The following is an 18,538-nucleotide window of genomic DNA, read 5'->3' on the forward strand; positions in this document are numbered from 1 at the left end:
TGCACGAGACACAAAAAAATGCCTCGAACCAGTCGAGGCATTTTTTTTGTAGCTGTTTTATCGCGTTGAGAGACACCCGACTTAGTAGTAGGCGTTTTCTTTTTGCGTGTGGTCGGTAACGTCGCGCACGCCTTTGAGCTCGGGGATACGCTCAAGCAACGTACGCTCGATCCCTTCTCTCAAGGTTACGTCAGCCTGGCCGCAGCCTTGGCAACCGCCACCGAACTTCAGCACAGCGATATTTTCGTCGTTCTCTTCAATCACATCGATCAGCGAAACCTGGCCGCCATGACTGGCCAGACCCGGATTGATCTCGGTTTGCAGGTAATAGTTGATGCGTTCGTTGATCGGGCTGTCGGCATTGACCATCGGCACTTTGGCGTTTGGCGCCTTGATGGTCAACTGACCGCCCATACGGTCAGTGGCGTAATCGACAATGGCATCATCCAGAAACGCTTCGCTGAAGGAGTCGATCCAAGCAGTGAAGCTTTTCAGGCCAATGGCCTTGTCTTCTGGTTTCTCTTCGCCCGGCTTGCAATAAGCAATGCAGGTTTCAGCGTATTGGGTGCCAGGCTGGGTAATAAACACGCGGATGCCGATGCCCTGGGTGTTCTGCTTTTCAAGCAGATCGGCCAAATAGTCGTGGGCGGCATCGGTAATAGTAATAGCGGTCATGAAAATTCCTCGCAGACGTGGCCGCAGTTTACGCCAATCATTCGCGCCGCACAAAGTCCTAGTAATTTTGTCGGGAAAGGGCCGCCGCCTCGCCCACCGCTCTTCGCTTGTCCAGCCAGCTTTTGAGGCGGAGATACAGTCCTTTTTCGATCCATTCGTAGCTGCCCCAGGCCCCTAGGGCAATCAGCGGTATACACACAGCGAACACAGCATAAGGATTGAGTCCATAGCGCTCAGACGCCAGCCATCCGCCGTAGAGAACCAGTACGTGGAGTAAATACACCGAGTAGGAACAGTCGCCCAGCGCCTTGAATAATCGGTTGCCCTGGAAATACGGTTCCAGCGAGATACAGGCGATGACGATCAAAGCGCTTGGCAGCCCCCAGTGCATAAACCGTTGTGAAGGCGGCAGGTGATAAATAGTGACAGCCGCACCGGCAATCGCCAACAACGGAAGCCATAGTCGGGGAGTGATCCAGCCCCGGCGGTAGATAATGCCAATGCCGATGCCCAGCAGAAACTCGTAAACAATATCGTTGCGGTAGAAGTGGCTGATCCAGCCGTAACGTGTCAGGACCTCACTCACCGCGAACAATGCGGCCGCGACAATCAGCGGTCGATGACGCTGATGGACCAGGAACACCAACGAGAACAGCAAATAAAAGAACATTTCATAATTCAGCGTCCAGCCCACGTTCAGCGTCGGATACATCCCGTAACCGCCGGGATTTTCAGACGGAATGAACAGCAGCGACATGATGAAATGCGGCCAGTCGATCACTGCGTGAGGCATCAGCGGTTGTGCCACAACAATCAGCAGCGCCATGGCAACGGTGTAGACCCAATAGGCGGGGACAATACGAATGATGCGATTGACCATGAAACGACCGGCCGGCATGTCTTTGTCTTGGGTCGACAGGTAAATCACCAGCCCACTGATAACGAAGAAAATATCGACTCCTACCGCCCCCTTGTCGACGAAAAACTGCCCTACAGGGCCGCTGGCATGAAAATCAAAGAAAATCTGCATGAAGTGGTGACACACAACAACCCACGCGGCGTGTGCTCGCAGGGCTTGAACCGAAATCAACATCCGCAACTCACCTATTTTGAAATCACGATCAAGGACCCCGAATAAATCGCTATTTCAGGACTTCTCGGTACGTCGGACCGCCATAAGGCGCAAAAGGTTGCGCTAGCGTGATGATCGGTAGATGGCTGCGGGCCATGTTTTGCCGGGGAAATAAGGGACCTCTGTGGGAGGCCACGCCCCGTCTTCGACGCCGCGCTGTCGCGCAGCAAACTGGGTTGCGATTTGGGTGTCGTGATTGGTGGTGGTGTGTCAGATAAGATGCCTTCGCGAATAAATTCGCTCCCACCGGGTCTTGATTTTCCTTTGATTTTTAAGTGAATTGACTCTCGAATTACGGTAAGGCCCCTTTTCCAGAAGGCCGAGCGCAGGCGTTGCGCAGGGGGGTATGAGGCAAGGATGCCGAGTAAGCCGCACGGGGCCAGGGACGGCCCCTTGCGGCGACCCCCGGAGCAATGCCGGAGCGAGGGAAATCCGAGCCTAGGCGAGGATCCGTATGGCGGGGCAAAGCCTTTTGGTTACTTTTTGGCGTCTGAAAAAGTGACACGCTGTAAGAGCGGAACCGTAATTTCAGCACACACCAATGCCGGATATACACATCGCAACCAATACCATCACATTGTTTTTAAAAGATTAAAAATCTCTTTGATGGGAACAGGCTTGCAACTACGCGTCCCGCTGCGAAGACGGCCTCAAGCGGGACTACAAATTCTCATACCGATTCATATCCAGCACCCCCGCCTCAACCGGTTCGGTCTCCTGGATGTAGCGCGTCAAGTCGTGAAAATAAAACCAGAACTGTGGATTACTGCGGCGTACACCCCAGCGCTGGACTATTTTTTCGAACGCATCGGCATCCCGGGCCTGCTCCATGGCCTCGACAAACGATGGCACCTGCCTGGCAGGAATATCAAACATGAAGTTCGGATAACTGCTCAGCACCCCAGGGTAGATGGTCAAGGTATCCAGCCCCGTCTGAAAGCGGTATGCCTCACCGAGCATGAAGGCGACATTACTGTGCGCACGGTTGCGCAGCATGCTGTAGAGCTCACGTTTACCATCGCTGGCCTGAATGCGGAGCATGCTCGCTTCTGGCAATTGATCAATCACGTGCAGCCCGGCCGCCGGGCGCGAGGCCAGACGACTCAGCGCCTGTTCGGCGTCCTGCAATTCAGGCTCCAGGGTTTGCCGGGCGCAGTACGCGCCACTGCAGCGGTTGATCGGGTCTGGCGTGACGTTCAAGTCGCCATAGCGCTTGAGGAGTTGATGGGCGAAATCATGCACGGGATCTTTTTCACTGAACTTGATGCCGCTCGGCGTATCGTCGTCGATGCCCTGATAATCCAGCCACATCTTCACTTTGCCGCTGTTCTGGTACCAATCGCTCAACAGGTCATCGCGCGAGTCGGCGGGCATCAGGCGCAAGAAGTTCTGCTCGGCGCCGTTGCGGATCAGGTCGAAATACAGCCGGGTCTGCGCCTGGTGCGCAACGTTGCCAAATACGTCGAAATTGACCGCGAGCTGATAGTAGGTGCGTTCAAGTATGGGGAAGTCGAACAGCCACATTGTCTGCGGGATTTCGCCGATCAAGCCTTTATTGACGGAGGCATTGTCGTAGTGACGAAAAATCGACAACAAGGCATTGTCGTTGCCGGCCCACAAGGTCGACCAACTGGGTGCTGGCGCGTCAGCGTAGGCCTTGCTGCGCAGCGCCTCATACTCGTTGCGTTTGTCGCGATACGAGTGCCATAACATCAGCACGCTGCCAACGTCGTCGATCTGGCCTGGCATGGACAGCAACGGCGTGGCCTTGGCACGATAGGCCTCATCCGTGAGGTACAGATCGTGTGCCGGGTCCTGGAAAAGCGCCCAGAAGTTGTCGCGAATGACATCGCTCGCGATATTTCCATGGCACACCGGCCCACGAATAAAGGTGCGAATGAAGTACTCGGCGTTGTCGAGCATGAACTGATAACGCGCCCGGCCCGGAATCGCCTCAAAGGTCTCGAACGGATTGGCACGACGCTGTGGCCCATAACCAGGCGACGCACTGACACTCCAGTCACCGCTGTAGAACAGCTCTTTGACCCGCGCCATTTTACTCGGGCTCATGGGGTACGTGATGTGGGTCTTGTGCACGATCACCCCTTGCACCGGCCACAGGCGGTAATACATGACGCTGCCCGGATCGTCGTTGGGCCGTCGGGTATTGATCACGTCGATGGGCTGACCGCTTGGTGTGCGAGAACGAACCCATTGAAAGAAATGCCCCGGCTCGCCGCCTTCGAAATAAATGTGCGCAAGGAACAGGTGCTCATATAGCCACCGAGCCACCAGCCCTTCCCGTGCGCCAGGGGCGTTGAACAGGTCTTCCCACTGGGTAATCTGCAGCGTCTCGCGGGCATTGGGGGCCAACGCCTGTTCATCGATAGGCGCACCCGCCGCCAACCAGCCGCGCAAGGTTTGATACTGCTGTTCAGTCAGGCCTGCCACCGCCAGCGGCATGCCTTCCTTGGGATGGTTGCCGGCATAGGCATCGAACTCAGCTGGCATCGGGCATTGATTGTCTCGGGTCATGCCGAGAATGATCTCGGCCGGGACTTTGGCATTGGGCATCAGAGGGGTTTTATGGCCCAACTCAAGCATTCGCACCATCAACGCCACCTGACTGCTTTGCGCATCAAGCACCGAATAGAAGCCCTTATGTTGCCAGGCCGTAACGCTGTGGGCGTCGTAATAAAGGCGGGTGGGCGCCTCGGCTTCGCTGCGCTCGCCGTTGTACACCTGGATTTTCGACGCCCCACGCAGCGCCCCTTCGGCGCTGCCGAGGTTGAGCTGGCACGCCGCGTCATAACAGGCATGGCAGGCAACACATTTCTCGGTAAAGATCGGCTGCACGTCTCGGCTATAGGAAATAGTAGATCCTGGATCTTGCGCACGCGCTCCGCTGCACATCAGCAGCAAAAGGAGGCTTGCGAGTACGCGATACGCCATGTCCTGTGTCCCGACCCTTAAAGCGTGGTGATTCTACAGTGCTTATGCGCTCCAACATGAGCGATATTCATGAGAAAGCCCTCCTCTCACTAAAAGCGCGCAGGTTTGCTATTATCTCGGACCTTCTGTATTGGCCTTTTCAGGTAGTCCTATGTCCGACCGCAGCGCTCGCCTCCACGCTCTCCAGCAAGCCCTCAAAGAGCGCATTCTGATTCTCGATGGTGGCATGGGCACAATGATCCAGAGCTACCGACTGGAGGAAGAGGACTACCGTGGCAAACGCTTCGCCGACTGGCCAAGTGATGTCAAAGGCAACAACGACCTGTTGATTCTCAGTCGTCCGGACGTGATTGGTGCCATCGAAAAGGCCTATCTGGACGCTGGCGCCGACATCCTCGAAACCAACACCTTCAACGCCACCCAGGTTTCCCAGGCCGACTACGGGATGGAAACGCTGGTCTATGAGTTGAACGTAGAGGGTGCTCGTCTCGCCCGCAAGGTCGCCGACGCAAAAACCCTGGAAACACCTGACAAGCCACGCTTCGTTGCCGGCGTTCTCGGCCCGACCAGCCGCACCTGCTCACTGTCGCCGGACGTTAACAACCCTGGCTACCGCAATGTGACCTTCGATCAGTTGGTAGAAAACTACACCGAAGCCACCCACGGCTTGATCGAGGGCGGTGTCGATCTGATCCTGATCGAGACGATTTTCGACACCCTCAACGCCAAGGCCGCGATTTTCGCCGTGCAGGGCGTGTTCGAGGAAGTCGGATTTGAATTGCCGATCATGATCTCCGGGACCATCACCGACGCCTCGGGCCGCACATTATCCGGGCAAACCACTGAAGCGTTCTGGAACTCGGTCAGTCACGCCAAACCTATTTCGGTGGGTTTGAACTGTGCCTTGGGTGCCGCCGATCTGCGCCCGTACCTGGAAGAGCTGTCAGACAAAGCCGGCACTTACATTTCGGCACACCCGAACGCTGGCTTGCCAAATGCCTTCGGTGAGTACGACGAAGAGCCAGAACAGACTGCAGCAATCATCGAAGAGTTCGCCCAGAGCGGCTTCCTCAATATCGTCGGTGGCTGCTGCGGGACCACGCCCGCGCACATCAAGGCCATCGCCAATGCGGTGAGCAAGTACCCGCCGCGAGCCATTCCGGATATTCCTAAAGCCTGTCGCCTGTCCGGCCTGGAACCGTTCACCATTGATCGCAGTTCGCTGTTCATCAACGTCGGCGAGCGTACCAACATTACCGGTTCTGCGCGTTTTGCCCGGCTGATCCGTGAAGACAACTACACCGAAGCCCTGGAAGTCGCCTTGCAGCAAGTCGAAGCCGGCGCTCAGGTGATCGACATCAACATGGATGAGGGCATGCTCGATTCGAAGAAGGCGATGGTGACCTTCCTCAATCTGATTGCTGGCGAACCGGACATCTCCCGTGTTCCGATCATGATCGACTCCTCCAAATGGGAAGTGATCGAAGCCGGCCTCAAGTGTATTCAGGGCAAGGGCATCGTCAATTCCATCAGCATGAAGGAAGGCGTGGAGCAGTTCATCCATCACGCCAAACTGTGCAAACGCTATGGCGCTGCCGTGGTGGTCATGGCGTTCGATGAAGACGGCCAGGCCGACACCGAGAAGCGCAAGAGAGAAATCTGCAAGCGCTCCTACGACATCCTGGTCAACGATGTCGGCTTCCCGCCTGAAGACATCATTTTTGACCCGAATATTTTCGCCATCGCCACGGGTATCGAAGAGCACAACAACTACGCCGTCGATTTCATCAATGCCTGTGCCTATATTCGCGACAACCTGCCCCATGCCCTGACCTCCGGCGGCGTGTCAAACGTATCCTTCTCGTTCCGTGGCAACAATCCGGTACGCGAAGCGATTCACTCGGTGTTCTTGCTGTATGCGATCCGCAACGGCTTGAGCATGGGTATCGTCAACGCCGGGCAACTGGAGATCTACGACCAGATCCCGGCCGAATTGCGTGATTGTGTGGAAGACGTCGTTCTCAATCGCACGCCGAACGGCACCGACGCCCTGCTGGCCATCGCTGACAAGTACAAGGGCGACGGCAGCGTCAAAGAAGCCGAAACCGAAGAGTGGCGTGGCTGGGAAGTCAACAAGCGCCTGGAACACGCGCTGGTCAAAGGCATCACCACACACATTGTCGAAGACACTGAAGAGTCACGGCAGTCGTTCAAGCGCCCGATCGAAGTGATCGAAGGGCCGCTGATGTCCGGCATGAACATCGTCGGCGACCTGTTTGGTTCGGGGAAAATGTTCCTGCCGCAGGTGGTGAAATCGGCACGCGTGATGAAACAGGCCGTGGCTCACTTGATCCCGTTCATCGAACTGGAGAAAGGCGACAAACCGGAAGCCAAGGGCAAAATCCTCATGGCCACGGTCAAGGGTGACGTGCATGACATCGGCAAGAACATTGTCGGCGTGGTTCTGGGTTGCAACGGCTATGACATCGTCGACCTGGGCGTGATGGTCCCGGCAGAGAAAATCCTGCAAGTGGCCAAGGAGCAGAAGTGCGACATCATCGGCCTGTCCGGGCTGATTACCCCGTCACTTGATGAAATGGTGCATGTCGCACGGGAAATGCAGCGTCAGGGCTTTACCCTGCCACTGATGATCGGCGGCGCGACCACCTCCAAGGCCCACACGGCGGTGAAAATCGAACCCAAGTACAGCAACGACGCGGTGATCTATGTCACCGATGCGTCCCGCGCCGTTGGCGTGGCCACACAATTGCTGTCCAAAGAGCTGAAACCGGCGTTCATCGAGAAAACCCGGCTTGAGTACATCGAGGTACGTGAGCGCACCGCCGCCCGTAGCTCGCGCACCGAGCGCCTGAGTTACGCCGCTGCGGTGGCCAAGAAGCCGAAGTTCGACTGGGCCGACTACCAACCGGTCAAACCCACGTTCACCGGCGTGAAGGTCCTGGAAAATATCGACCTGAATGTGCTGGCCGAGTACATCGACTGGACCCCGTTTTTCATCTCCTGGGACCTGGCCGGCAAATACCCGCGCATTCTCACCGACGAAGTCGTTGGCGAAGCGGCTACCTCATTGTTTGCCGATGCCCAGGACATCCTGCGCAAACTGATCGACGAAAAGCTGATCAGTGCTCGCGCAGTGTTTGGCTTCTGGCCTGCCAATCAGGTGGATAATGACGACCTGGAGCTTTACGGCGACGACGGTCAGCCGATGGCCAAACTGCATCACCTGCGTCAACAGATCATCAAAACCGATGGCAAACCAAACTTCTCCCTGGCGGACTTCGTCGCACCCAAGGACAGCGGCATCACCGATTACGTCGGAGGTTTCATCACCACCGCGGGCATCGGCGCCGAGGAAGTGTCCAAGGCTTATCAGGACAAAGGCGACGACTACAACTCGATCATGGTCAAAGCCTTGGCCGACCGTCTGGCTGAAGCCTGTGCCGAGTGGCTGCACCAACAAGTGCGGAAAAACCACTGGGGTTATGCCAAGGACGAACAACTGGCCAACGAAGACCTGATCAAGGAGCAATACACCGGTATCCGCCCTGCACCGGGTTATCCGGCCTGCCCGGATCACACCGAAAAAGGCACCTTGTTCGACTTGCTGGACCGCACGGAGGATGGCCAGTCGGGCCTGAGCGGCGTCACCCTGACCGAAAGCTACGCAATGTTCCCTGCAGCGTCGGTGAGTGGCTGGTACTTCGCTCATCCACAGGCGCAATACTTCGCCGTGGGCAAAGTCGACAAGGATCAGGTCGAAAGCTATACAGCGCGCAAGGGCCAGGACCTGAGTGTTTCTGAGCGCTGGTTAGGGCCGAATCTAGGATACGACAACTAAGACAGCGCGCTAAGGAGGCGGCCCGCCATGGGCTGCTTCCTTTTTCGGTGGGCTCTGGCACCCAGCAAAGCGTTCACGACAGGGCATATCTCCCCGACTTGACTATCCTTCAGTGAGTTTCCTTTACGTCGATGTAAATTCGCGAGGGTATATGGACGACTCATCCAACAATAAGCCGCCGACTTTCTGGCAAATGGTGCAGAGCGTTATGGCAGCGGCCTTTGGGGTGCAGAGCGGAAAAAACCGCGAGCGCGATTTCACCCATGGCAAACCCAGTCATTTCGTTATATTGGGGGTGCTGTTCACGGCGATCTTCGCCCTGACCCTGTTTGGCATCGTGCAGTTGGTACTGCACTTCGCGGTGGGTTGAACGCCCGGCAGAAGGCGCACGGGACGGGTACCATCACTCAGTGGAGTATGGTTTTCAGGGAAAACTGATACTCCGCCGATGCGGGTTTTCCCGTGAGGCTGAAGGTGCGGAAATCGACGCCATAGCTGCCGTCGCGACTCGCCTGCAGCAAGCGCTTGGCATCGTGTTGATTTAGAAGCTGCAGCACGCGCAACTGACGCGCGCCGAGGTACTGACGATCCTGCTCCCTGGTCGCGTCATAGTCGTGCAGTAGCACCATGGCCCAACCACCCAACGTAAAGTGCCCTCCCACCAGAACACTCAAACTTCCGTCCAGACGCGCTTGCAAGGCGCGTGTCGAACAATTCAATGCGCTGAACAGCACATCCTTGCCCGGTTTACCGCCTATTTCGCGCAATGCGTCCATGGCACCAAACGCCATCTCATCATTGGCGGACCATACCAGGCTTGTCTTCGGGTAACGTTTGAGCAGTTGTCTGGCCTGCTCCTGCGCACGTTCTCGACCCCAACCGCTGTACACCAGCTGACGCAAGTGCACTTCCGGATGCTCAGCCAACGCACGGTGCAGGCCTAGTTCACGGAGCTGCGCGGCGGGTGTTGTGGTCGCGCCGGAGAACGCCAGCATCTCGATGCTCTGGCCCGCAGCAACCCTCGGGTGCAGGCGAATCAGCTCCTTGGCCATCAGGTAGCCGCCCTCCTCGTCATTACCCACCAGGCTGCCGATAAAGTTCGGAAAGCGAGTACGCACGTCGCCGAGCATGTCGATCTGATCTGGGGTGAGGGTATTGTTGACGGCGAACAGCTTGACGCCGCTGCCTTGGGACAGGCGAAGAATTTCCGGGGCAGCATACAGTTCGTTGACGAACACCAAGTAGTCCGGCCGGTTCGGGCCTAGTAATACCTCGCGCGCCTGAATCAGTGTGTTATGGGGGTCGCGTTCTGAGTAACGGACCTGCAGCGTCATGCCCAAGTCGCTGGCTGCCGCCTCCATGAATTTTGAGTAACTGACCCAAAACGTTTCTGTCGAAGAGCCCGGGTTAAGGAAAACCATCGTCGCCGCGTCGGCCACCGTTAGCCAAAAGCTGCTCAATACCAACAGCAATCCAAAAAAAGGCTTAGACATCGTCACGTGAGCCTGAAAAAGAATCACGCAGTATAGCGGCCTAACGGCCGGCCCTTTGATACCTTTTTTTGGCGCGTTGTCCGGCAGCGATGCCGGACAGCCGCAGGTTGATGACGTTATTGGTGGCTCACCCAGAATACGGCCGTCGTTACGACCAGGATGATAATGAAGAAAATGGCCCAGGCATCTACGCTGCTATTGTTTTTCGCTGCTTTGACAGGGTTGCTCATTGCATCGCCTCTTTTCAGTTTTTGTCGGTGATTGCACATGAAGCGTGACCACCGTCTGACACCAGATTGCCGCGATCACGCCACCAGTAAAGTCGAGCATTGCCTGTTCCACAAGGAGCGTTATCTGAGCAGTCCAACCCGGTTAGTTCTTTTAGTTCTTTGCATATATTAAAACTTCACTTTTGCGCATAACTGCAAACTGGTATCTTCCATCGGCTCCGTTGGGAGTGCGCGGCCGTGCGCGCAGATTTGCTGTAAGCAGCCTGAGAACAGGACCTATATGTACGTATACGACGAGTACGACCAGCGGATCATCGAGGACCGCGTCAAGCAGTTCCGGGATCAGACTCAACGCTACCTGGCCGGAGAGCTGAGCGAAGAAGAGTTTCGCCCGCTACGCCTGCAGAATGGCCTTTATGTTCAACGTTTTGCGCCGATGTTGCGGGTGGCTGTGCCTTACGGCCAGTTGACCTCGCGGCAATTGCGCATGATGGCTAAAATCGCTCGCGATTACGACAAGGGCTATGCCCACGTCAGCACCCGTCAAAATATCCAGTTCAACTGGCCCGCGCTGGAAGACGTGCCGGACATCCTGGCTGAACTCGCCACCGTGCAAATGCACGCGATTCAGACCAGCGGTAATTGCCTGCGTAACGTTACCACCGATCAATTTGCCGGCGTTGCAGCCGATGAAGTGGTCGATCCGCGCCCATGGTGCGAGATCATTCGGCAATGGACTACCTTCCACCCCGAATTCGCCTACCTGCCGCGCAAATTCAAGATCGCCATCAATGGTTCCACCAGCGACCGTGTCGCCATTGAAGTGCATGACATTGGCCTGGAGCCCGTGCGCAACGCTGCGGGCGAACTGGGCTTCCGCGTCCTCGTCGGTGGCGGCCTGGGCCGTACGCCAGTGGTCGGTGCCTTTATCAACGAGTTTCTGCCGTGGCAGGACCTGTTGAGCTACCTGGACGCCATTCTGCGGGTCTACAACCGCTATGGTCGTCGTGACAACAAGTACAAGGCCCGAATCAAGATTCTGGTCAAGGCGCTGACACCTGAAGTGTTCGCCGAGCGGGTCGATGCAGAAATGGCCCACCTGCGTGGCGGCCAGACCACATTGACCGAAGCCGAAGTCCATCGCGTCGCCAAGCACTTCATCGACCCCGAGTACAAAGCCTTCAGCGATCAAAGCGCTGAACTGGCTCAACTCGACAACGAGCACCCGGGTTTCGCCCGCTGGCGCTCGCGCAATGTCCTGGCCCACAAAAAGCCGGGCTATGCAGCCGTGACCCTATCGCTCAAGCCGACCGGCGTCGCACCGGGCGATGTCACTGACAAACAACTCGATGGCATTGCCGACCTGGCTGATCGCTACAGTTTCAGCCAGATGCGCACCTCCCACGAACAAAACATCATTCTTGCCGATGTCGAGCAGAGCCAATTGTTCGCCCTGTGGGGCGAGCTTCGCGAGCAAGGTTTCGCCACGCCGAACATTGGCTTGCTGACCGACATCATTTGCTGCCCAGGCGGAGATTTCTGTTCTCTGGCCAACGCCAAATCGATCCCGATTGCCGAATCCATCCAGCGTCGTTTTGACGATTTGGACTACCTGTTCGACATCGGCGAGCTGGACCTGAATATTTCAGGCTGCATGAATGCCTGTGGTCACCACCATGTCGGGCATATCGGCATTCTGGGCGTGGACAAAAAAGGCGCTGAGTTCTATCAGGTCTCCCTCGGAGGCAGCAGCAACCGTGACGCCAGCCTGGGTAAAATCCTTGGCCCGTCGTTCGCTCAAGATGTGATGCCCGATGTGATCGAAAAGCTGATCAACGTCTACATAGAGAAGCGGCACGAAGATGAGCGTTTCATCGACACTTTCCAGCGTATCGGCATTGACCCTTTCAAGGAGCGCGTCTATGCAGCGAATAATTAAGAACAACGAAGTCATCGACGAAACCTGGCACTTGCTGCCCAAGGACACCACCTTTGACGGCCTGTCCAACTGTGATGACCTGATTGTGCCGCTGGCCTTATGGCTCGACCATGGTCACGCCCTCAAAGCGCGTGACGGTGGCCTGGGCGTGTGGCTGGACAGCGACGAAGAAGCTGAGCAAATCGGCGATGACGTACACCAATTCCAGGTCATCGCCCTGAACTTCCCGTCGTTCACCGATGGCCGCAGTTTTTCCAATGCGCGCCTGCTGCGTGATCGATATGGCTTCAAAGGCGAACTGCGGGCGATTGGCGATGTGCTGCGCGACCAATTGTTCTACATGCACCGCTGTGGTTTCGACGCCTTTGCGGTTCGTCCCGACAAAGACCCGTATGAAGCCCTTGAAAGCCTGAAAGACTTCTCGGTGACCTACCAAGCCGCAACTGACGAACCACTGCCGCTGTTCCGGCGCCGCTGATTCGGCTCGAAAAAAAAGCCCGGATTTCTTTCGAAATCCGGGCTTTTCTACTGTCTGGCGACCCGTCTTTGTCAGACTGAAGGCCTGACAAAGACGCTCATGGTTACCAGAAGCGCTGCTGCGTCAGCCGACTCCACCAACTCAGCAGTACACGATCTACCGACCCGCTGGCGGCCAAACCTACCCGCTCCTGCAAACTTTTGCGCTCGGAATAGTGCAGATGGAAAACCTCTGCGACCTTGGCGCGCTCAGAAAGGTATTCGTCACTGGTTTTGAGTTCATCCACCAGTTGCTTGTCCAGCGCCGCCATGCCAAGCCAGACTTCACCGGTGGCTACTTCATTAATGGCCAGTTGTGGCCGGTAGCGAGCAACAAAGTTCTTGAACAATTCATGCGTGATGTCCAGCTCTTCCTGAAACTTCTCACGCCCCTTCTCGGTATTTTCGCCGAACACGGTCAAGGTGCGTTTATATTCGCCGGCAGTCAGCACTTCAAAATCAATATCATGCTTTTTCAACAGGCGATTGACGTTGGGCAGCTGCGCTACCACGCCAATGGAACCCAGGATGGCAAAGGGTGCGCTGATAATCTTGTTACCAATGCAGGCCATCATGTAACCGCCGCTGGCCGCGACTTTATCGATGCAGATGGTCAGCGGAATGCCCGCCTGACGAATACGCGCCAATTGCGACGAGGCCAGGCCATAACTGTGAACCATACCGCCGCCACTCTCCAGGCGCAGGACCACTTCATCCTTGGCTGTAGCCAGGGTCAGCAGAGCAGTAATTTCATGACGCATGCTTTCGGTTGCGGACGCTTTGATGTCGCCGTCGAAATCCAGCACGTACACCCGAGGTTTTGACTCGGCCAGTTTCTTTTCCTTCTTCAGGCTTTTGCCTTGCGCCTTGCGCAACGCCTTTAACCGGTCCTTATCCAGCAGCGACTGTTCAAGACGCTCGCGCAATCCTTTGTAAAAATCATTGAGTTTGCTGACGTGCAACTGCCCTGCAGACTTGCGACGACCTTTGCTGCGCAGTGAGGCGAAAGCAGCCAGCACGATCAAAATAGCCACCACCAGGGTGACCGTCTTGGCCAGAAAAATTGCGTATTCAGCTATAAACTCCACAGATATTCCTCACACACTTTGCGCCCCTCCAATCAAGGGGCCGCGGATTACTCAAGCATACCGGCGCGCTTTGCAGACGGCCAGTCGCTCGCTCGTTATAGATATCCCTGAAACAGCTTTTCAAACAAGCGTATGTTTTTTCATTGACAGGCTCCAAGCATCCTCATAACCTCGCAAAACCTTCAACGTACCGGGATAACGCCGACGTGGGCAGCATCTATTTGATTCGACATGGCCAAGCCTCCTTCGGTGCAGACGACTACGATGTTCTGTCTCCGATGGGTATTCGCCAAGCCGAGATACTCGGCGCGCACCTGGCACAGATGGGCTTGAGCTTTGATCGCTGCCTCTCCGGCAACCTGCGTCGTCAGCAGCACACAGCGGAGGCGGCAATGGGTCAGCTGAAGGCAGTCGGGCAAACGATACCCCCGCTTGAAGTCGATCCTGCCTTCAATGAATTCGATGCCGATGCAGTGATCCGTGCATTGCTCCCGGCCCTGCTGCCGGATGAACCGGAAGCCCTGAATGTGCTGCGCAATGCCACGCAAAACCGTGCCGAGTTTCAGCGGCTGTTTGCCTTGATCATCGGTCGCTGGCTCAATGGCAACTACGACACACCGGGACTGCAAAGCTGGCTTGGCTTTGTCGATCAGGTTCAGTCAGGCTTGCACCGGGTTCTAGAGCGTGCCGGCAGCAAAGACCGGATCGCCATTTTTACCTCCGGCGGCACCATTACCGCCCTGCTCCACCTGATCACCCAAATGCCTGCGCAACCGGCGTTCGAACTCAACTGGCAAATCGTCAATACTTCGCTCAACCAGCTTAAATTCCGTGGTCGCGAGGTAGCCCTGGCCTCCTTCAACGGTCATACGCACTTACAACTGTTGAAGGCGCCGGAGCTCATCACCTATCGCTGAGCCCGGCCCACCACAACGTGAAATATCGCTAAAACCTAACCACCAGACACCATCAAAAAGGATCAAACAATGACTTCTGTAGCCGACGCGATTCAATCCATGAAAGCCAAGTTCAACCCAAGTGCCGCTACAGGTCTGGACCTGGTGTTCGGCTTTCGCATTGATGAAGAAACAAACTACTCCCTGATCGTAAAAGACGGTACTTGCGACGTTAAAGAAGGCGTGAACCCTGATGCTCAAGTGACCCTGGTCATGGACAGCGAGACCCTTAAAGGCATCGTCAGCGGCGACACCGACGGCATGCAGGCGTTCATGTCCGGCAAGCTGCGCGCTGAAGGCGACATGATGCTGGCGATGAAGCTGAGCGAGCTGTTCCCGGCTTAAAGCGGGCTGCAATGCACGCAAAACCGAGGTCTCCGGGCCTCGGTTTTTTTTCGCCTGTCGCTCGCGGGTTCACCGCGATCAAAGCCAATGATTGGCCTGCAACACGCTCACCTATAAGGCTGTTTCCGGCTTGTGAGCGGGCGGTGGCCGCATTAGATTAGTCAATAATCTCTGCACTCCATAATAAGCAGAAGGGATAAGCATGGCGCTTACTGACCAGTCCACCAAGATCCGTTCCGGCGAAGAACTCGACGCCAGCCTCATCGATCCCTACCTCAAGGCGCATATTCCGGGCCTCAAGGGCTCGCCTGAGATCAGCCAGTTTCCGGGCGGCGCTTCGAACCTGACGTACCTGATCCAGTACCCGGATCAGGAATTCGTCCTGCGTCGTCCGCCTTTTGGCCACAAAGCCAAGTCTGCCCACGACATGGGCCGCGAATACCGCATTCTCAACCAATTGAACGTCGGCTTTCCGTACTGCCCAAAGGCTTACGTGCATTGCACTGACGAGTCGCTAATCGGCTCTGAGTTCTATGTCATGGAGCGGGTCAACGGCATCATTCTGCGCTCCGACCTTCCGCCTGAACTGAACTTCGATGCTCAGCAGACCGAAACACTGTGCAAAAATTTTATCGACACGCTGGTCGAGCTGCATCAGGTCGACTACACCGCGTGCGGGTTGGCGGACCTTGGCAGACCTGAAGGGTATGTCAAACGCCAGATTAGTGGCTGGGGCGAGCGTTACGAAAAAGCGCTGACCCCGGATGCGCCGAGCTGGGAGACAGTCAGGGCCTGGCTCAAGGAAAAAATGCCGGCGGATCATCCCCTGTCCAGCATCGTGCATAACGACTATCGCTTCGATAACGTGATTCTCGATCCGACCGATCCGATGAAAATCATCGGCGTCCTGGACTGGGAGCTCACTACGATTGGCGACCCGCTGATGGACCTGGGCAACACCCTGGCCTATTGGATCGAAGCCAGCGATCCGGCGCCGGTACAACTGATGCGCCGCCAGCCCAGCCATGCACCGGGCATGCTGACTCGCCGCCAGTTCGTCGATTACTATGCTGAGCGCTCCGGCATCCAGATCGACAATTTTGATTTCTACTACACCTATGGCTTGTTCCGTCTGGCCGGCATCGTGCAGCAAATCTACTACCGCTTTTTTCATGGCCAGACTCAGGACAAACGCTTTGCGCAGTTCATTCAGATGAACACGCTATTAGAGCAGATGAGCCTGCAAGTCATCGATAAATCCAGCCTTTGATTGCGACGATATAAGGAAGAAAACATGTCCAAGACCCAACTGTTCGACCTCGATGGCAAAATCGCTTTCGTTTCCGGTGCCAGCCGCGGCATTGGTGAAGCCATCGCCAAATTGTTGGCCCAGCAAGGCGCGCATGTCATCGTCTCCAGCCGCAAGATCGATGGCTGCCAACACGTCGCTGACGCGATCATCGCTGACGGCGGCAAGGCTACGGCGATTGCTTGCCATATCGGCGAGATGGAACAGATCCATAACGCGTTTGCGCAGATTCGCGAACAGTTCGGGCGCCTGCATATTCTGGTCAACAACGCTGCGACCAATCCGCAATTCTGCAACGTACTGGACACCGACCTGAGCGCGTTCCAGAAAACCGTCGACGTAAACATTCGCGGTTATTTTTTCATGTCCATCGAAGCGGGCAAGCTGATGCGCGAAAACGGCGGCGGCAGCATCATCAACGTCGCGTCGATCAATGGCATTTCGCCAGGCGTGTTCCAAGGCATTTATTCGGTGACCAAGGCGGCCGTGATCAACATGACCAAAGTGTTCGCGAAGGAATGCGCACCCTTCGGCATTCGTTGCAACGCCCTGCTGCCTGGACTGACAGACACCAAATTCGCCTCGGCGCTGGTGAAGAACGATGCGATCCTGAACATGGCGCTGGAACAGATCCCGCTCAAGCGTGTGGCTGCACCCAGCGAGATGGCTGGCGCCGTTCTGTACCTGGCCAGTGATGCATCCAGCTACACCACCGGTATTTCGTTGAATGTGGACGGTGGCTTCCTGTCCTGATCCCCCTGTACAGGTAAAGAAAAAACGGCCTTCGGGCTGTTTTTTTATGAGTCAAATAAAGAATATATATTCCATAGTTAACTTATTAAGAATATATTTTCCGCACAACAACTCTGACCGGACTTTGTCATGCGCGAATCTTCTGTACCCCAACCTTCTCTGCCCACATTGGGTATTGGTCTGATCGGCACGGGCTTCATGGGACGTGCCCATGCCTTGGCCTTTCGCAATGTCAGTGCCGCGTTTCAACTACCTGTGCAGGTGCATCTGGCTGCGCTGGCCGACGCTGATGCCGCACGTGCCGAGCGATGCGCCAACGACTGGGGCTTCGATCATGCTCATGGCGACTGGCAATTATTGATCAACGATCCCAGTGTGCACCTCGTAGCGATCACCACGCCCAATCACCTGCATTACCCCATGGCTATGGCGGCACTGGCGGCCGGTAAAGCCGTGTATTGCGAAAAGCCGTTGGCGGTCAGCCTCGGTCAAGCGAGTGAAATGCGTCAGGCCGCCCAAGCTGCCGGCGTGGTCACTCGGGTGGGGTACAACTATCAGCACAATCCCATCATTGGTTTGGCGCGGCAGATGATCGCAGACGGCGAACTGGGCGAGATCATCGGTTTTCAGGGAGAGTTCAGCGAAGATTTCATGGGAGATCCGGCAACGCCGTGGTCATGGCGCTGTGAAGCCACCCACGCAGGAGGCGCGCTGGCAGATCTGGGCAGTCATTTGCTGGCGCTGGCCCGTCACCTGCTGGGCGACATCGAAGCGGTGTGCGCCGACGCTCATACTGTGCATGCCCAGCGCCCAGTTGCCGTGGGCAGCAGCGAACAGCGCACCATCGCCGTCGACGATCAAACCTGTGCCCTGCTGCGCTTCGCCAACGGCGCACGCGGTACGTTCAGCAGCAGTTGGCTCAAGCATGGCTACAAAAATCACCTGAGTGTCGAGATCAGCGGCACGCGCGGCACCCTTGCATTCGATCAGGAGCGACTCAACGAGCTGCGGGTTTATCGCTCAGGGCAAGATGGGTTTCAGCGGATACTCGCCGGACCGACACTGCCTGGATACGCTGCGTTCTGTCCGGCCCCTGGGCATCAACTGGGTTACAACGAACTGAAGACGCTGGAAGTGCATGCATTGATTCAGGCAGTCTGCGGTCACGGCAACGAAGGGCCGGATTTCGAAGAGGCGTGGCAGGTCGAGCGGTTGGCGACAGCAATTCGCTTGGCGGCGGTGGAACAGCGCTGGGTCAGGGTTGATGAGGTGTAAGCGGTTCTGCTGCACG

Annotated in this window: 14 protein-coding genes; 9 read left to right on the forward strand and 5 right to left on the reverse strand. The window is 56.4% G+C overall.

Annotated elements, in window-relative coordinates:
- Positions 1–81 precede the first annotated feature (81 nt).
- The 3 genes from nfuA to AC1ME2_RS00725 form a co-directional block, all read right to left on the reverse strand.
- Positions 82–675 carry a Fe-S biogenesis protein NfuA gene (gene nfuA / locus AC1ME2_RS00715; RefSeq protein ID WP_480438694.1) on the reverse strand — a complete coding sequence of 198 codons (594 nt, stop codon included), beginning with the start codon at positions 673–675 and terminating at the stop codon, positions 82–84.
- A gap of 58 nt (positions 676–733) precedes the next feature.
- On the reverse strand, positions 734–1,768 hold the full coding sequence (locus tag AC1ME2_RS00720; RefSeq protein WP_480438696.1) for an acyltransferase family protein: 1,035 nt from the start codon (positions 1,766–1,768) through the stop codon (positions 734–736).
- 699 nt (positions 1,769–2,467) lie between these two features.
- The gene (locus AC1ME2_RS00725) at positions 2,468–4,759 is read right to left on the reverse strand and encodes a fatty acid cis/trans isomerase (protein WP_480438697.1); all 2,292 of its coding nucleotides are present in this window, start codon (positions 4,757–4,759) and stop codon (positions 2,468–2,470) included.
- 151 nt (positions 4,760–4,910) lie between these two features.
- On the opposite strand from AC1ME2_RS00725, the gene metH reads away from it, so the two are divergent.
- Together metH and AC1ME2_RS00735 are read left to right on the forward strand one after the other, a co-directional pair.
- Positions 4,911–8,618: a methionine synthase gene (gene metH / locus AC1ME2_RS00730; RefSeq protein ID WP_480438698.1), complete on the forward strand. Its 3,708-nt coding sequence runs from the start codon at positions 4,911–4,913 to the stop codon at positions 8,616–8,618.
- A gap of 151 nt (positions 8,619–8,769) precedes the next feature.
- A complete protein-coding gene (locus AC1ME2_RS00735) occupies positions 8,770–8,988 on the forward strand; it encodes a DUF2970 domain-containing protein (RefSeq protein WP_480438699.1) in 219 nt (72 codons plus the stop codon).
- 37 nt (positions 8,989–9,025) lie between these two features.
- Here AC1ME2_RS00735 and AC1ME2_RS00740 read toward each other — a convergent pair whose 3' ends face one another.
- Positions 9,026–10,111 carry an ABC transporter substrate-binding protein gene (locus tag AC1ME2_RS00740; protein WP_480438701.1) on the reverse strand — a complete coding sequence of 362 codons (1,086 nt, stop codon included), beginning with the start codon at positions 10,109–10,111 and terminating at the stop codon, positions 9,026–9,028.
- 510 nt (positions 10,112–10,621) lie between these two features.
- Between AC1ME2_RS00740 and AC1ME2_RS00745 the strand changes: the two genes are divergently transcribed.
- Positions 10,622–12,280 carry a nitrite/sulfite reductase gene (locus AC1ME2_RS00745; protein WP_480438702.1) on the forward strand — a complete coding sequence of 553 codons (1,659 nt, stop codon included), beginning with the start codon at positions 10,622–10,624 and terminating at the stop codon, positions 12,278–12,280.
- Complete coding sequence (locus AC1ME2_RS00750) at positions 12,264–12,758, forward strand: DUF934 domain-containing protein (protein WP_480438703.1); 495 nt, start codon at positions 12,264–12,266, stop codon at positions 12,756–12,758. The genes AC1ME2_RS00745 and AC1ME2_RS00750 overlap by 17 nt, the downstream gene beginning before the upstream one ends.
- A 103-nt stretch (positions 12,759–12,861) precedes the next feature.
- Here AC1ME2_RS00750 and sohB read toward each other — a convergent pair whose 3' ends face one another.
- Positions 12,862–13,884 (reverse strand): protease SohB, encoded by a 1,023-nt coding sequence (gene sohB, locus AC1ME2_RS00755; RefSeq protein WP_480438704.1) that lies wholly within the window; start codon positions 13,882–13,884, stop codon positions 12,862–12,864.
- Positions 13,885–14,090: 206 nt separating this feature from the next.
- Here sohB and AC1ME2_RS00760 point away from each other — a divergent pair, with 206 nt between their 5' ends.
- From AC1ME2_RS00760 to AC1ME2_RS00780, 5 genes are all read left to right on the forward strand, one after another.
- Positions 14,091–14,801 carry a histidine phosphatase family protein gene (locus AC1ME2_RS00760; protein WP_480438705.1) on the forward strand — a complete coding sequence of 237 codons (711 nt, stop codon included), beginning with the start codon at positions 14,091–14,093 and terminating at the stop codon, positions 14,799–14,801.
- A gap of 69 nt (positions 14,802–14,870) precedes the next feature.
- Positions 14,871–15,185, forward strand: a complete 315-nt coding sequence (locus tag AC1ME2_RS00765; RefSeq protein WP_480438706.1) for an SCP2 sterol-binding domain-containing protein — start codon at positions 14,871–14,873, stop codon at positions 15,183–15,185.
- 202 nt (positions 15,186–15,387) lie between these two features.
- Entirely contained in the window at positions 15,388–16,455 is a 1,068-nt protein-coding gene (locus AC1ME2_RS00770; RefSeq protein WP_480438709.1) for a phosphotransferase family protein, read from the forward strand.
- Positions 16,456–16,479: 24 nt separating this feature from the next.
- On the forward strand, positions 16,480–17,247 hold the full coding sequence (locus AC1ME2_RS00775; protein ID WP_480438710.1) for an SDR family oxidoreductase: 768 nt from the start codon (positions 16,480–16,482) through the stop codon (positions 17,245–17,247).
- Positions 17,248–17,376: 129 nt separating this feature from the next.
- Positions 17,377–18,522 (forward strand): Gfo/Idh/MocA family protein, encoded by a 1,146-nt coding sequence (locus tag AC1ME2_RS00780; RefSeq protein WP_480438711.1) that lies wholly within the window; start codon positions 17,377–17,379, stop codon positions 18,520–18,522.
- Positions 18,523–18,538: the final 16 nt, after the last annotated feature.

The organism is Pseudomonas sp. ASL9 (assembly GCF_056680335.1).

Coding starts and splice junctions, on each gene's coding strand:
- nfuA (WP_480438694.1), bottom strand. CDS start 675: ATGACCGCTATTACTATTACCGATGCCGCCCACGACTATTTGGCCGAT.
- AC1ME2_RS00720 (WP_480438696.1), bottom strand. CDS start 1,768: ATGTTGATTTCGGTTCAAGCCCTGCGAGCACACGCCGCGTGGGTTGTT.
- AC1ME2_RS00725 (WP_480438697.1), bottom strand. CDS start 4,759: ATGGCGTATCGCGTACTCGCAAGCCTCCTTTTGCTGCTGATGTGCAGC.
- metH (WP_480438698.1), top strand. CDS start 4,911: ATGTCCGACCGCAGCGCTCGCCTCCACGCTCTCCAGCAAGCCCTCAAA.
- AC1ME2_RS00735 (WP_480438699.1), top strand. CDS start 8,770: ATGGACGACTCATCCAACAATAAGCCGCCGACTTTCTGGCAAATGGTG.
- AC1ME2_RS00740 (WP_480438701.1), bottom strand. CDS start 10,111: ATGTCTAAGCCTTTTTTTGGATTGCTGTTGGTATTGAGCAGCTTTTGG.
- AC1ME2_RS00745 (WP_480438702.1), top strand. CDS start 10,622: ATGTACGTATACGACGAGTACGACCAGCGGATCATCGAGGACCGCGTC.
- AC1ME2_RS00750 (WP_480438703.1), top strand. CDS start 12,264: ATGCAGCGAATAATTAAGAACAACGAAGTCATCGACGAAACCTGGCAC.
- AC1ME2_RS00765 (WP_480438706.1), top strand. CDS start 14,871: ATGACTTCTGTAGCCGACGCGATTCAATCCATGAAAGCCAAGTTCAAC.
- AC1ME2_RS00770 (WP_480438709.1), top strand. CDS start 15,388: ATGGCGCTTACTGACCAGTCCACCAAGATCCGTTCCGGCGAAGAACTC.
- AC1ME2_RS00775 (WP_480438710.1), top strand. CDS start 16,480: ATGTCCAAGACCCAACTGTTCGACCTCGATGGCAAAATCGCTTTCGTT.
- AC1ME2_RS00780 (WP_480438711.1), top strand. CDS start 17,377: ATGCGCGAATCTTCTGTACCCCAACCTTCTCTGCCCACATTGGGTATT.